This is a genomic window from Pseudomonas sp. ANT_H12B (genome assembly GCF_008369325.1).
Taxonomy (GTDB): Bacteria; Pseudomonadota; Gammaproteobacteria; order Pseudomonadales; family Pseudomonadaceae; genus Aquipseudomonas.
This window is the reverse complement of sequence record NZ_VOBI01000030.1, coordinates 1-15477: the sequence shown is the minus strand read 5'-3', so window position 1 is coordinate 15477 and position 15477 is coordinate 1. Positions and strand designations below refer to the sequence as shown.

At 58.2% G+C, this 15477-nt stretch carries 6 protein-coding genes; 1 reads left to right on the top strand and 5 read right to left on the bottom strand.

Going from position 1 to position 15477, the window contains the following annotated elements; all coding sequences use genetic code 11:
* Window positions 1-218 precede the first annotated feature (218 nt).
* Window positions 219-6662 (top strand): retention module-containing protein, encoded by a 6444-nt coding sequence (locus tag FQ185_RS28595; RefSeq protein ID WP_149420361.1) that lies wholly within the window; start codon window positions 219-221, stop codon window positions 6660-6662.
* A 286-nt stretch (window positions 6663-6948) separates the two neighbouring features.
* Here FQ185_RS28595 and FQ185_RS28585 read toward each other — a convergent pair whose 3' ends face one another.
* From FQ185_RS28585 to FQ185_RS31250, 5 genes are all read right to left on the bottom strand, one after another.
* Entirely contained in the window at window positions 6949-9588 is a 2640-nt protein-coding gene (locus FQ185_RS28585; RefSeq protein WP_149420360.1) for a hypothetical protein, read from the bottom strand.
* Window positions 9589-9819: 231 nt separating this feature from the next.
* Window positions 9820-12453, bottom strand: coding sequence for a hypothetical protein (locus FQ185_RS28580; RefSeq protein ID WP_149420359.1), 2634 nt, complete (start codon window positions 12451-12453; stop codon window positions 9820-9822).
* A 144-nt stretch (window positions 12454-12597) separates the two neighbouring features.
* Complete coding sequence (lapD, locus tag FQ185_RS28575) at window positions 12598-14538, bottom strand: cyclic di-GMP receptor LapD (protein WP_149420358.1); 1941 nt, start codon at window positions 14536-14538, stop codon at window positions 12598-12600.
* 22 nt (window positions 14539-14560) lie between these two features.
* Window positions 14561-15268, bottom strand: coding sequence for a cysteine protease LapG (gene lapG, locus FQ185_RS28570; RefSeq protein WP_149420357.1), 708 nt, complete (start codon window positions 15266-15268; stop codon window positions 14561-14563).
* Between the two features lie 134 nt (window positions 15269-15402).
* Window positions 15403-15477, bottom strand: a 75-nt coding sequence (locus FQ185_RS31250) for an IS3 family transposase (RefSeq protein WP_346243103.1), incomplete at its 5' end; no start/stop codon positions are given.

Sequence of the window (15477 nt, the reverse complement as noted above, 5' to 3'; positions counted from 1 at the left end):
AACTGGATGCCGATGCCGTTGATTGCATGGGGTTTTATCCCGAATCGCACACGTCGCCCGCGAGCGGCACGCTTGGCGAGAACGTCGCCGGGGCAGCGGCTTGTTTCAAATAACCCAAGCAGCCCGGTAGACGATCCGCAGGGCAACTCCTTTGATCCATGAGCACGTTCTTCGCACAACCAGGGTGCCGACAGCGGTTGGCAGCGGAGGAAATGCACATGGCAACGCTCATCGGTATCGTCAGTAAGGTTATTGGCCAAGTGTTCGCGGTAGCGAACGATGGCACCCGACGCGCGTTGGTCGAGGGCGATCGATTGTTCGCTGGCGATCAACTGATTACCGGTGCCGAAGGCGCGGTGGCGGTGCATCTGCAAAATGGCCAGGAGCTAACCCTCGGGCGTGGCAGCAGCTTGCAAATGACCTCTCAGCTGCTCGCGCATCAGGCGCCCCATGTGGACACCGCTGAAGCGGTGACGCCGACTCAGGCGCAACTGACCGATGTCGAACAACTGCAAAAAGCGATCGCTGCCGGCGACGACCCGACGCAGACCGCTGAAGCGACGGCTGCTGGCCCTGAATCGACTGGAACCCCTGGTGGTGCACTGGGCGGTGGTCACAGTTTCGTCATGCTCGAAGAAGTGGGAGGCCGGGTCGATCCGACCATCGGGTTCCCTACCGCAGGTTTCAACGGCATCCCCGAGTTTCCTCTTGAGCGTCTGGCCGGTGATCCGGACAACGGCGATGACGGTGGTGCAGGCGCTGGGGGCACAGGCGTTGTTCCGGTAGTACCGGTCGTTCCTGAGGTGCCAAACAACCCGGTTACCCTCACCGGCCTGTCGGTGGCGGGGGGCGAACTGACCCTCAACGAAGCCAACCTGGCCGACGGTTCGGCCAGCAATCCCGGGGCGCTGACCCAACGCGGCACCTTTACCGTTTCTGCGCCCGACGGGCTGACCAGCCTGAGCATCGGCGGGATCAACGTGATCAGCGGCGGCGTGGCCGCAGGCTTCCCGCAGTCGATCACCACCCAGTTGGGCAATACCCTGACCGTCACCGGCTACAACCCGGCCACGGGTGTTGTGAGTTACAGCTACACCCTCAACGGCAACGAAACCCATTCGGCCGGTGATGGCATCAACAATCTCAGCGAACAGTTCACCGTGGTTGCCGGGGATCCCAATGGCGATACCGCCACCGGGTCTCTGGACGTCAACATCACCGACGACGTGCCCAAAGCGGTCGATGACAGCAACGCCAGCAACGCCTCGGAAACCCTGTTGACCCTGACCGGCAGCGTGCTGCCCAACGATAGCCAGGGTGCTGACCGCATTCCCGTCGGCCCCGACAGCGGGCCGATTGTCGGCGGTACCTTCATCGGGACTTACGGCACGTTGGTGTTGAACGCCAACGGCACGTACACCTACACCCTGAATACCAGCGACGCTGACTTCAAAGCCCTGCATGGCAATGGTAGTGGCACGGAAACCTTCTCCTACACCATCACCGACGCCGATGGCGACACCAGCACCGCCAACCTGGTGCTGAACATCCACAACAACGACGACCCGGTGACCATCGGTGGGCTCGATGTCGATGGCGGTGAGCTGACCGTCCACGAGTCAAACCTCAGCGACGGCACCAGCCCCAACGCACCTGCACTGACTCAAAGCGGCACCTTCACCGTCACTGCGCTCGATGGTCTGCAAACCCTGACCGTCGGTGGCATCAACGTGGTCACCGGTGGCGTGGCCGCGGGCTTCCCGCAATCGATCGTCACCCCGTTGGGCAGCACCCTGACCATCACCGGTTACAACGCCTCCACTGGCGTGGTCAGCTACACCTACACCCTGGTGGACAACGAAACCCACACGACCGCCAACGGTGCCAACAGCATCACCGAGAACTTCAACGTAGTCGCCACCGACAGCGATGGCAGCACTGCGTCGGGGCAGATCAACGTCAACATTGTCGATGACCTGCCGACCGCCAAACCCGACGCTGCATCGGTGGCGGAGGGCGGAACCGTCAGCGGCAACGTGCTGGACAACGACATCGGCGGTGCTGACGGCCCGGCCCTCAGTGGCGCGGTAGTCGGCGTGCGCGCCGGTAGCGATACCTCGACCTCGGTCATTGGCGGCCTGGGTTCGAACATCAACGGCACCTACGGTTACCTGACCCTGGATGCCAACGGCAACGCGGTCTATCACAGCAACCCGAACGCCGTGAGCAGCCCGGGTGCGACCGACGTTTTCACCTACACCGTGCGCGATGCGGATGGCGATGAAAGCACCACCACCATCACCATCGATGTCAGCAACAGTTGCATCGTGGCAGTTACCGATACTGACGTGACCGTCTACGAAAAAGCCCTGGACTTGACCAAGGACGGGCAGGATCTTGCGCCCGGCACTGTCATCGGCAGCCAGCCCGGCAGCACCGGCGAAACCGCTTCCGGCACCCTGGTCGGCTCGGTTACCGGCGCCAGCGGCGCGATCACTTACACCCTGATTGGCAGCGCGACCGGCACCTACGGGCAGATCCTGCTCAACCCCAATGGCACCTACACCTACACCCTGACCTCGGCGCCAAGCACCACGCCGCATGTCGACGATGGCGCCAATAGCCTGAGCGAAAGCTTCACCTACCAAGCCACCGATGCCTTGGGCAACACCACCACCAGCACCATCGTGGTGAACATTGTCGATGACGTGCCCAAAGCGGTGAACGACAACAACGCTCACGCAGCGTCGGAAACCCTGCTGACCCTCAACGGCAACGTGCTGAGCAACGATGTACAAGGCGCCGATCATGTGGCGACCGGCCCGAATTCCGGGCCGATCACTCCCGGTACTTTCACCGGTACTTACGGCACGTTGGTGTTGAATGCCAATGGCACTTACACCTACACCCTGAACACCAGCGATGCTGATTTCAAAGCCCTGCACGGTGGCGGTAACGGCACGGAAAACTTCGTCTACACCCTCACCGATTCGGACGGCGATACCAGCACCGCAACCCTGGTGCTGAACGTTCATAACAACAACGACCCGGTCATCATCAAGGGCCTGGATATCGATTGTGGCGAACTGACGGTCTACGAGAAAAACCTCAGTGACGGCACTCATCCAGACGCTGCGGCCCTGACCCAGACCGGCACCTTCACGGTCACGGCTCTTGACGGTCTGCAGAACCTGACGGTTGGCGGCATCAGCGTATTGACCGGCGGCGTGGCCGCAGGCTTCCCGCAATCGATCGTCACCCCGTTGGGCAGCACCTTGACGATCACCGGTTACAACCCGGCGACTGGCGTGGTCAGTTACAGCTACACCTTGGTGGATAACGAAACCCATCCGAATGCCAACGGTGCTAACGGCATCACCGAAAACTTCAGTGTGGTCGCCACTGACAGCGACGGCAGCACAGCCTCGGGTCAGATCAACGTCAACATCGTCGATGATCTGCCGACCGCAAAAGCGGATTTGGCGAGCGTGGTAGAGGGCGGCACGATCAGCGGCAACGTGCTGGACAACGACGTGGGCGGTGCCGACGGTCTGGCAGCCGGTGGTGCAGTGGTCGGCGTGCGCGCTGGCGGCAACACCTCGACCCCGGCCGTTGGCGGCCTGGGTACAAGCATCAACGGCGCCTACGGTTACCTGACCCTCGATGCCCACGGCAATGCGGTTTATCACAGCAACCCGAACTCGGTGAACGAACCGGGTGCCACGGACACGTTCACCTACACCGTGCGTGATGCCGATGGTGATCAAAGCACCACTACCATCACCATCGATGTCAGCAACAGTTGCATCAGAGCAGTCACCGATACGGACGTAACCGTCTACGAAAAAGCCCTTGATTTGAGCAGGGACGGTCAGGACCTGGCGGCGGGCTCTGTCACCGGCAGCGAGCCCGGCAACACCGGCGAAACCGCTTCCGGCACCTTGGTCGGCTCCGTCAGCGGTGCCAGTGGCGCGGTCACTTACACCCTGGTCGGCAACGCCACCGGCACCTATGGGCAAATCCTGCTCAACCCTAACGGCACCTACACCTACACGCTGACCTCGGCACCGAAATCGTCGCCGGGTGCCAACGATGGGCCGAACACCCTGAGCGAAAGCTTCACCTACAAAGCCACCGATGCGTTGGGCAACAGCACCACCAGCACCATCGTGGTGAACATCGTCGATGACGTGCCCAAAGCCGTGGCGTCGGACCGTTCGGTGGCGGCTGTGGAGATCGACTCCAACTTGCTGCTGGTGATCGACGTGTCCGGCAGCATGGCCGATGGTTCCGGCGTGAACGGTCTGTCGCGACTGGCGCTGGCCAAACAGGCGATCAGCGCTTTGCTGGACAAGTACGACGACCTGGGCGATGTGAAAGTGCAGATTGTCACCTTCAGCAGCGACGCCACTGACAAGACCTTGGTCTGGGTGGATGTGGCGACGGCCAAGTCGATCATCGCCGGCCTCACGGCAGGGGGTGGCACCAACTACGACGAGGCGGTGGCCGTGGCGCAAACCGCGTTCGAGACCAACGGCAAACTGACGGGCGCACAGAACGTCGGCTACTTCTTCTCCGACGGCAAACCTAACGAAGGGGCTATCGGTACAGCGGATGAGGCCGCCTGGAAAGCCTTCCTCGAAGCCAATGACATCAAGAACTATGCGATTGGCCTGGGGAACAACGTCGGCAATGCCAACCTCGATCCACTGGCCTATGACGGCGTTTCCAACACCAACACCAACGCCGTGGTGGTGACCGACCTCAAACAACTCAACTCGGTGCTGTCGGGCACCGTGGTTGGCGCACCGGTCACCGGTTCGTTGCTGGGCGAGGGCGGTACGTTTGGCGCCGATGGCGGTTTCATCAAAACCATCACGGTGGACGGCACCACCTACACCTATGACCCCAAAGGCAACAGCAACCAGGGTTCGCTGAACTTCAGCGGCGGGGTCAACCACGGTACGTTCAACACGGCCAACAACACCCTGAGCATCGCCACCGACAACAAAGGCACGCTGGTGGTGAACCTCGATACTGGCGAATACACCTACGTCTCGCAGAAAACCACAGCGGTGGTGCTCACTGAAAATATCGGCTTCACCGTCAGCGACAATGACGGCGACCTGGCCAGCTCCACGCTGGTGGTCAAAGTCATTCCGAACGCGCCGCCAGTGGCAGCCGACGACCATGTCATCACCAACGTACTGTCGGGCAGCGTCGTGGTACCGGGCGAGTTGTTGTTGGCCAACGACACCGACCCCAACGGCGATCCGCTGACGGCTTCGCCCACCACGTTCAACACCGGCTGGATTTCCAGAAGCGCAGACTTCACCGGCACCGGGGCGATCAGCTTCTCCTCAACCGGCAACAACAACGCTAACCAGGTATTGGCGAACGTGCGCAGCTCCTTCGCTGCGAACGCGGCAACGATGACGGCGATGCTGGTGGTCAGTGGTTATCTGGGGGCGGTGACCAAAGGTAATGCCAACGATGAGGACCGGATTACCGTCAACCTCAAACAAGGTGAAACCCTGAACCTGGACCACAACCTGGCGGGCGGTCACATCGCCATGGAGTACTCGATCAATGGCGGCGCGTGGTTCGCCCTGGCGGACGGGCAAACCCTGACCGCGACCTCGGACGGAACCTACCAGATCCATATCACCAACATCACCAATACCAGCGGCAGCGGCGCCAACAACGCGGAAAACTATCAGCTGACCATGACCCTCAACTACTCCGGCGGCCACGACATCACCCCGGACGCCCACGGTACCTACACCGCCAACGACAACCACGGCGGCAGCGACAGTGCCGCCGTGACCATCACCTATCAGGACGGCCATACCCTCACCGGGACGGCGGGCGATGATGTGTTGGTGGCGGGCGCCGGTAACAACGTGATCAATGCCGGCGACGGCAACGACGTACTCTCCGCAGGTTCCGGAAATAACGAGTTGCACGGCGGCGCCGGCAATGACTTGCTGTTCAGCGGCGCGGGCAACGACCTGCTCGACGGCGGCACCGGCAACGACACCGCGAGCTACGCCCATGCCACGGCCGGAGTCAAAGTCGACTTGAGCCTGGTCGCCGCGCAGAACACCCTGGGCGCAGGCACTGACACCCTGACCGGGATCGAAAACCTCACAGGTTCGAACTTCAACGATAGCCTCACCGGCGACAACAACAGCAACATCATCACCGGCGGCCTGGGCGACGACATCCTCAAGGGCGGGGGCGGCGACGACTTCCTGATCGGCGGCCTGGGCAACAACACCCTCAGCGGCGGTGCGGGCGCCGACACCTTCCAGTGGCTCAAAGGCAACAGCGGTCACGACGTCGTCACCGACTTCACACCGGGCACCGACAAACTCGACCTGTCACAACTGCTGCAAGGCGAGAATGGCACCACTGCGTCGCTGGATGACTACCTGCACTTCAAAGTCATTGGCAGCGGCGATTCGGTACTCACCAGTATCGATGTCAGCGCCATGGCCGGCGCCGCACCGAACCAGACCATCGAGCTGGCGGGTGTGAACCTGGCCAGCCACTACGGTATAACGCCGGGAGCGGGTGGCGTGGTTGCGGGGGGGCACGATACGGCGACCATCATCAACGGGATGCTCAATGACCATTCGTTGAAGGTTGATACCGTGTGATCTGAAGGCTGAAACGACAAAACCCGCCATCCCGGTAAAGGGATGGCGGGTTTTTTGTCTGCGGAGTCGTCGTTGATCATGCTGATCGTTCCCACGCTCCGCGTGGGAATGCCTCCCCCGGACGCTCAGCGTCTGCTTTTGGGACGCAGAGCGTCCCTTGCTGCATTCCAACGCGGAGTTTGGGAACGATCAATGGCAAATAAATACGTCCCCTTTTTCGTACTTGTTCGTAAATTAATACGTCACTTTATTAACTAATAAATCCTGATTTTTATCTCTTCGGTAGTTAAGCTGTCCAGCTTATATTGTCGATTACCGCGCCTTGATCAAGGGCGACAGGGTCGGATATTGTTATTATGAAGTAATGGCAGTAGGTGCTTGAGCTGAAAGTAATGGTATTTACAATGTGAGCGTCACCGAGTACTAAATACTTAATGTCTATGCGGTTGTCGTTGACGTCAAAGAAGGAAACGTTGTTTTGGCTGTCATGGGAGTTTATATAGATAAAACTGATTTTTCTCGCCACTCCATTAAGTTCAAATCTAAGGCTGATAGGTGATCCGCTAATCATGGATACGTTACCTACTACTCCCCCATAGTGTGATTCCGGCTTGTAAAGCCTCGCGGGGTTACGCCCGCCTTCAATGGGTTGAGTCGTCAGCGTCAGGCCGCTGGCGAAATTTATGGGGGTGTCATAGGGTAATGTTCTTAGTGTTTCCCGTTCCCAGTTTTCATGTCCTGATACGGGCTGTTTCGGTGATTTAACTGTATAGGCGCGTGTAGGGAATTGTGTTGCTTTAATTACATCTTCAACACCATCAAAACTCACCCTGAAGGTAATCGTTACTGTTTTCCCATCCTTAAGCGTTTTCAACCACTCCACCGCCGCCGGCCGGATCAGCCCTGGCAACGCGTTGTGCGGCTCGCCTTTGAGATCCTCAAGGAATACCGCCGCACCACTGGCATTGAATCCGTCATAGCGTAACCACACCCGCTGCCCCGCCATCTGATGCGGCCAGCCCGTCACTCGAAATTGATCGGTGAGCCGCATTTTTGTTACATCCAGTTCATTGCCTACCGCGCCATCAATCGCCGGTGTCGGCAGGCGAATATCCCCATCCGCAATCTTCAGGACGCTCAATTTCACTACCGGTGACTTCCCGGCCTGCCCGCCGCCGCGATTCAGATTCCATCGCAGTTCAATCTCCTTTCCCTGCCGGGCCATCAGAAACGCTAGGGTCAACACGGTATTGACGCGCTTGTTGCTGTTGAACGCCACCAGCGGGAACTGTGGCGAACCGGGCGGCGCATTGACCTCGACCAATCGCGCCCGGTCACCGTCCAGTGCCCCGAGGTATTCAATCCGGATCGTCGGGAGATCACCCAACGGGTCGATCAGCTGTGTGGCTGGCGGTACCGGAAACGGTGGCTCCAATACTACTTGCGCTGCATCGCCAAACATCAATTGCAGCAATTCGGAAAACACCTCTACCTCACCCGGGTTATTCACCGTGCATTGCACGGTCAAAGGGGTGCTGGCGTACGGGGCGATATATTTGGCTGGCACCTGGAAGATGACGGGCTGTACCGGGTCGGTGACAACCAGCTGGAAAATGAACAGCGTCACAATCCCGTCCTGATCGGTGGTTTGCCAGTTGAGTTTGACGAACGCACCTTTTTTCAAGGGCCAGTATTCGGCGACCCGAACCGTGGCCGTGGCGGTGTCGACCGGTAGCTTGTTGTCCACCAGCGGATCGACAATCGGCAGGCCCAATGGCAGGGATGTGCCGGTGAAGGTGGCGTCGGCGGGTTTCGAGCGCTGGGTCTTGCCTGCTTTGGTCACCGTATAAGAGGCTCGCGCCGAACCTCCAATCAGGTTGCGTACCCACTCATTCAACACCGGAAAGTCCAGGGCTCTGCTCGCGGCAGCCAGCGTCACGCTGAAGGTGTGAGTGACTGGGTCGCCACCTTTGGTGAACCCTTCCAGGGTCAGCTCGATCAGATCATTTTCTGCAAATACACCGGTGGCCAGGATCGTCATGGCACCGCCGGCGAGCCGATCGTGATCCACCACGTTGTCGGAATCGGCCAATTCAAAAATCGGTGCGGCTAGCAGCACCATGCCGGGTTTGAACGTGAGGATGAGCGCATCCGACCAACCACTGGAGTTTTCCACCACGTCGAACACTTCCCAACGCACCACCAGGCTGTTGGTCGGCGCCAGGGTGGCGAGCATTTCCGGTGTCAGCTCAAATACTACATCCCCTAATACGGTGACACTGGTCTCCAGGAGCAATGATCCGAAGGCAAGCACCACTACGTCACCGATCGATTGATTGAAGTACGCCGGCACGGTCACGAACATGCCGTCATCGATCACGGTCTGATCGACGACGCTTTCCGAGGCAATGGGCAACTTGAGCCCTTGGTTGAATGGCTTGCCGCCGTCGGTGTCCGCTTCGCCCGGCGCTGGATGTTTGTAGAGCATCGAAACACGCGGCGATACTTCGGTGCCGTTGCCGCTCACGCGCACAGCCTCGAACCAGAAGGCCTTGTTCTCGGATTGCGGAAACCTGGCTTCCATGTCTTTGGCGGAAATATGAAACGGAATGTTTTTCGCTTCCCCTTGAGCATCGAAATGCGCGTCGGTGACCGAGAATTCAGCGACGGGAGCGTTTTTTGTTTCGATGTAAACCTTGATGTTGTCGCCGATGGCCATGTTCAGATAGGCCAGGATGTAAACCAGCAATCCGTCACGGTCACCGTGCACCATATTGATGTTGATCCCTAGGGCGCCGTCGCTCTGCGGTTTGAAACCGGGCGGATAGGGCGCGACGACCGCCAGCACGCCGATGCCGCGATCGGGAGGAAATACCACGACTTGTCCGTTGGACGCGGGGGCAGCGTTTGTCACTGGGCTATTCATGAATGAGTACCTTCCATAGGGGCGCCTGGCTTCCCGAGTGGGCGGCACCGGCATGGATGGATTAGATCGTCCGGCGTGAATGATTGCCTACTGTCAGATCTGACAGGTATTCACAGGTTTAAGACGAGTGGTCGAATCCTTGCATCGGCCCCGGCGGTCCGATCAACCTGCCCAAACAGCCTCAGCTCCCTGATCATCTCCAACTCACTTTGCGTCCCATTTTCCGAAATTTTAGAGATCGAATTGAAAGTGGTCTAATAAGTAAGCGTCATTGTTTCCCCGGATTTCGATTCCTATAATTCCGGGGTAAGATCCTACAAGATTATGCAGTCCTGAGGGAGACTCATTGGAGTTAAAGGATTGTTGCCCAAGAACACCGCGTGTTCCAAGAAAGAAGACAGTTGTAGTACTTTTGGTTTGATTGTACCAAAAACTAATTCTTGAATAAGCTGCCTTGAAGGATAGAGAGATAGTTACGTTAGTATTAGTTGAGTCTAAAAATAGTACATGTTTTTCCATTCTCCCAGGTTGTTGTTGCGGAACAGGAAAGTGTGTCGTTAATGTGCGTGAGTCTGCAATTTTTAAAGTGGCGTTTGCTGATAGAATTCGGATTGTCATGCTGGGTGTTTCAATAGTTTGACCTATTCCGATGGACTGAACTGGAGTGGAGTCAAAATTTTCTTCTAATACAACATTTACAATGTTGTATTTGCGCTCGGGGAAGATGACTGTTGTTTTGCCAGTGGAGTCATTAAACGATACGGTGAAACTGATTTTCAGAGTGCTCCCGTTTTTGAGTTTTTTTAATTCCTCAATCGGCAACGTTTTATTCAGGCCCGGTGGGGTGGATGGCTCATTTTTAAGAAATTCCAAATAAAAACCTGTGCCGTCAAGCCTCGTACCTTCAAAGGTTAACGAAACAAGTTCATTCCAGAAATGCAGCCAGGGAGCAACGGTTATCGGATCCGTGCTCAGCAGTCGGGTCACATCCAGTTCCTGCCCTGATGCACGGTCTATGGTTGGAGTTGGCAAGCGAATATCCCCATCCGCAATTTTCAGCACACTCAATTCCACCACCGGTGATTTCCCGGCCTGCCCGCCGCCGCGATTCAGATTCCACCGCAGGTCAATCTCCTTTCCCTGCCGGGCCGCCAGGAACTCTGGCGTCAACTTGGTATTGACGCGCTTGTTGCTGTTGAACGCCACCAGCGGAAACTGTGGCGAACCGGCCGGCGCATTGACCTCGACCAATCGCGCCCGGTCACCGTCCCGTGCCCCGAGGTATTCAATTCGCATCGTCACCCCTTCCGGATAGGCCAATACATCAATCGGGCTGACCGCCGGCTTGACCAGAAACGGTGGCAACAATTCGAGCTTGGCCTCCTCGCCAATTACCAATTGCAGCAATTCGGAGGTCACGGCCACTTTCCCCGGGTTAGCGATGTCGCAATGCACCGTTAACGGCTGACCTGCGTAAGGCGCGATATATTTAGCGGCGACGTCGAAGGTGATGGGCAGGCTGGGGTCGGTTGCGGTGCGGCCGAAAATAAAGCGGCTCATCACGCCATCCGCTCCTGTTACTTGCCAATACAACTTGACCGTCGCCCCGACTTTCAGTGGCCAGTAAGAGGGCACGAGTACCTGGGCCATTGCAGTGTCGGCGGGTAACTCATCCGCCACAGCCTGTTCAACTGTCGGTGCACGCAGTGGGCTGGACGAGCCACTGATAGTGATGTCAGCAGGTTTCGAATGCTGTGGTTTACCGGTGCTTTTTTTGGTCAGCACGTAAGTCAACCGCAGTGCGCCCCGGATCAGCGCCTGTACGCGCTCGTTTTCCACGTCAAAGAACACCGTCCTGCCGGAACTGCTCAGGGTTTTGCGGTAGGCATGTGTCACCGGCTCACCGGAGTGGGTAAACCCCGCCAGCGTCAAAACGATTTCGTCATCAGTAGCAAATACACCGGTAACCAACACCGACATGGGGTTGCCCGCCAGAGTGTCGTGATTGACCACGTTGAATTCGTCCGCCAGTTCAACCACCGGTGCCGACAGCAGCGTGACGCCGGGCTTTGCCTGCAACTTCAAGGCGTCCGACCAGCCACTCTGGTTATGTACTTTGTCGGTCAATTGATATCGCACGATCAGAACATCACTGGCGGAGAGTTGGCCCAACAGTTCCGGCGTGAGATCAAAGACGATATCGGCTGTGGGGTCCGTGACCGTGAAAAACAACGCCAGTGGCCCAAAGGCGAGCTCCACCACATCATCCATGGCTTGATGCAAGTAGGCCAACACGGTCACGGTCATGCCCTCAGCAATCACGTTCTGATCGATGATTGTTTCTGAGGCGATGGGCAGGGGCAGCCCCTGGTTGAAAGGCTTGCCACCGTCAGTATCGGGATCTCCAGGTGGGAAACTCTTGTAAAAAAGATCAAACGGCGTTGATTTTTCCTCGTTTCCACCCAAGCGCTTTACACCAAATCTGAACGGCAGGTTCCCAGGCTGTGGGTACTTGTTTTCCATGGTCTTGACCGGAATGTAGAAGGGAATGTTTTTGGCATTTCCTTCAGCATCGAAATCCTTGTCAGTGACCGAGAATGACGCGACGGGGGTGGTGCCTGGCCCGAGGAATACATCGATCTGGTCGCCTATCGTCATCTGCAAATAAGTCAGGATGTAAACCAACAACCCTCGAAGGTCGCTGTGCACCATGCTGTAGTTGACGCCCAACGCATTGTCGCTCAACGGTTTGTAACCGATGACGTAGGGCGGCGAGATTACCAGCACGCCGATACCGGGCTCGGAGGGAAATACCTGGATTTGTCCAGTGGAGTCGGCGGTAGAACCTGTAAATTGGCTGGTCATGAGCGAGTGCCTTTATCCATAAGTGATGCGTAAACGCCCGAGCGGGCGGCAATCGATATGGATGGATTAGATGCTCAATGCCAGTGTCTGCCTACTGTCAGATCTGACAGGTGAAGGCAGGTATAAGACAAGCGGTCGGACGAATCACATCGGCTCCGGCGGCCCGATCAACCTGCCCATCACCCCAAACACCCCCAGCTCCCTGATCACCTCCAATTCGCCTTGCGTCTCGACCATCTCCGCAATCAACGGCAAATCAATGCTGTTGGTTGCCCTGAAAATCGCCTCGATGAACAGCCGTTTATCACTCTGTTCATCAATGCCCCGAATATACGCACCGTCGATTTTCAAGTAAGCCAGCCCCAACTGAGTCAGATTGCCTATCTGACTGAAGCTGCCACCAAAATGCTGCAAACCGATGCGGTAGCCGGTATTGAGAAGGCTGTGGCTCAAGCGCTGCAATTCGTCGGGTGGCGGCCGCTGGCGTTCGTCGATTTCCAGGATCAGCAAGGGCGCCAGTTCGGGCAGCGATTCAAGCATGTCGAGGATCTTTTGCAGCTGTACTTGATCGCGCAGGGTGCTGCCGGACAGGCTCAACGCCAGGGGCCAACGGTTGACGACGAGGTAGTCGAGGGTCGCTTCGAGCATCGCGAGATCGAACCGCGCGGACCAGCCGAGACGCTCGATCCACGGCAGGAAATACCCGGCAGCAATCGCCTCGCCTTGTGGGTCGAGCAGGCGTGCGAGGACTTTGTGGTGCAGCACCTGGCTGGTGTCGGCGCATTGCACCACCGGTTGGAAATACAGCTGCATTTTGCTTTCGGTCAGGGCATCGTCGATCCAGGCGCGCCAATCGCTCTGGGACTGGTTCGGCGCGGTAGTGGAGTGGGCCAAGTGAACCCACGGCCGCTCGGGATGTTGCTGGGCCTGGGTCAGCGCTTGATCAAGGCGCATCAGCACCTCGCTGGCCGACTCGCCAGGGTGATAGGCGACGACCCCAATATGCGCCACGGGCATGCAATCGCTGGTGCCGGTCAGGCGCAGGTTTTCCAGGGTGGCGCTGATTTCGGCGGCCAGGCGTGCGGCGTCCTTGGTGTCGAGACCGGGTGTCAGCAGGCTGAACTCGCCACCGCGATTGCGCGCTGCCAGCCAGGTGCGACGTTCCCCAAGTTGGGTCAGACGCGTGAGCAATACACCGACGGTGCCGATCAAGGCATCAGTGCGCTGGCCGCCCAAACGCTGGTTGAGGCCGACCAGATCGTTGAGCCGCAACAACAGCAAATGGCCGTCGCTGCTCTGCTCCGAAACCAGCAAATGGTCGGCCAGGTGTTCATCCAGCAAGCGTCGATTGGCCAGCCCCGTCAGGCTGTCCTGATAGGACTCGGCCCGCAGCTTTTCACTGCGCGCCGCCTCCTCGGCGAACAACGCTTTGAGCTTCTCGACCATCTGGTTCATGGCCAATACCACACGTTTCAATTCAGGTGTGCGTGGCAGTTTCGGCAGGCTTAAAAATTCGCGTTTACTGATGGCTTCGGCCTGTTTGACCATGACGTCGAGCGGCCGGAATTGCCGCCGCAACAACCAACCACCAAACACCGTGCTGAGCAGTCCGCACAGCAGCAGCCAGATCAGGCTGCCGAGGGTGCTGTCCCAGAGTTTGGCCAGGGCAAACTGCGGATTACTCAAAACTTCAACCCGTGCCACCTGTTCCCAGCCACGCATGATCAGCGCTTCGCCGCCCTGTGGACGCAGGTTGACCAGACTGACAAACCAGGCGGGAACACCGTCGATTTGCGCCGGTGCGCTGCGCGCCACCAGCACCTGCTCAGTCCCGATGTTGATGATCCGGATGCTGTTGAAATAGCCGCTGTCGAAAATCGAGCTGACCATCAACTCGATCATGGCCGGATCATCGATCTGCGCCGTCAACGACAAACCCAATGCGGTGGCCGCGTCCTGGGCGTGGGAGCGCAACTGGCCGAGCATCTGGTCGCGAGAGCTTTCCAGACTGACAAAAAAACTGCCGCTGAACGCCACCAGCAGGAACAGGCAAATGGCGAGAAACAACTGTTTGCGTAATGACATAAAACGCTCCTTGCTTTGGCAGCTAGCCGTCGCCCACGGCGAACCCTTCGGCCTGCATCTTTTTCAGTACGTCTTGCCAGCGCGACAGATTCTTCGAGTCGCTGCTGCGTTTGCTGCCATTGGTTCCCGGCAGGTACAGGCCTTCGGCGTTGAAGGCGTACACCGGCAGCAAGTCTTTGCGTTGGGAGGCGGGGCGGATCTCGCCGATCAAGTTGTCCAGCACCAGCGGATCGGCCGTGGGGCTGTTATAGAAAGTCAGCACCATGTGCACCTGGTTCCGGGCCAGCGCTTTAACGTAGGTAGTGCGCAGTTTCTCGCTGGGAATTGCGAGGTGGCGCAGGCTGAAATACTTCGCCAGGGCGTAGTCCTCGCAGTCGGCGGCACCCTTGATCAGCGATTCGACAGGCGTGGCCCAGTAATCGCTCTGATGCCAGATGTGGCTGTCGTCCTGAAAACTCAGTTGTTGATTGAAGAAGCGATTGACCGCGTTCAGTTGCTCGGGCGCGGGCGCGTTGACTTCGCTTTGCAGCATTTGGCCCCACGCTGCGATCCGCCCCTGAGCCGGGCCGAGCGGGCCGTAGCGGATTTGGGCGGTATTGAGAGTTTGCGCAAAATTCCAATCGGCCCAGACGCTGCCGAGCCCGGTCAGCAGCAAGCTCGTCAGCAGAAGCCATCCGCCGAACCGAAGTCGGAGCGTTGACCCTCCTGGACTACGCGGACTGCGGGACATGTCTGGCTGCTCAAATGCAGATGCCTGAAGTCTAGGCGGTGTTTTTTGAAAGGGACGGTAGGTCGTCGGGTGGGTACGCGGACTGATCGTTCCCACGCTCTGAACTGACCCCACAAAGTTGGACGTTTACCCATCTATGCCTGAGCGGCCTGAGTTCTGTATTCAACAGGACTCAGGCCGTTTAGCTTCAGTCTGATACGCGAGTGATT

Coding starts and splice junctions, on each gene's coding strand:
- FQ185_RS28595 (WP_149420361.1), top strand. CDS start 219: ATGGCAACGCTCATCGGTATCGTCAGTAAGGTTATTGGCCAAGTGTTC.
- FQ185_RS28585 (WP_149420360.1), bottom strand. CDS start 9,588: ATGAATAGCCCAGTGACAAACGCTGCCCCCGCGTCCAACGGACAAGTC.
- FQ185_RS28580 (WP_149420359.1), bottom strand. CDS start 12,453: ATGACCAGCCAATTTACAGGTTCTACCGCCGACTCCACTGGACAAATC.
- lapD (WP_149420358.1), bottom strand. CDS start 14,538: ATGTCATTACGCAAACAGTTGTTTCTCGCCATTTGCCTGTTCCTGCTG.
- lapG (WP_149420357.1), bottom strand. CDS start 15,268: ATGTCCCGCAGTCCGCGTAGTCCAGGAGGGTCAACGCTCCGACTTCGG.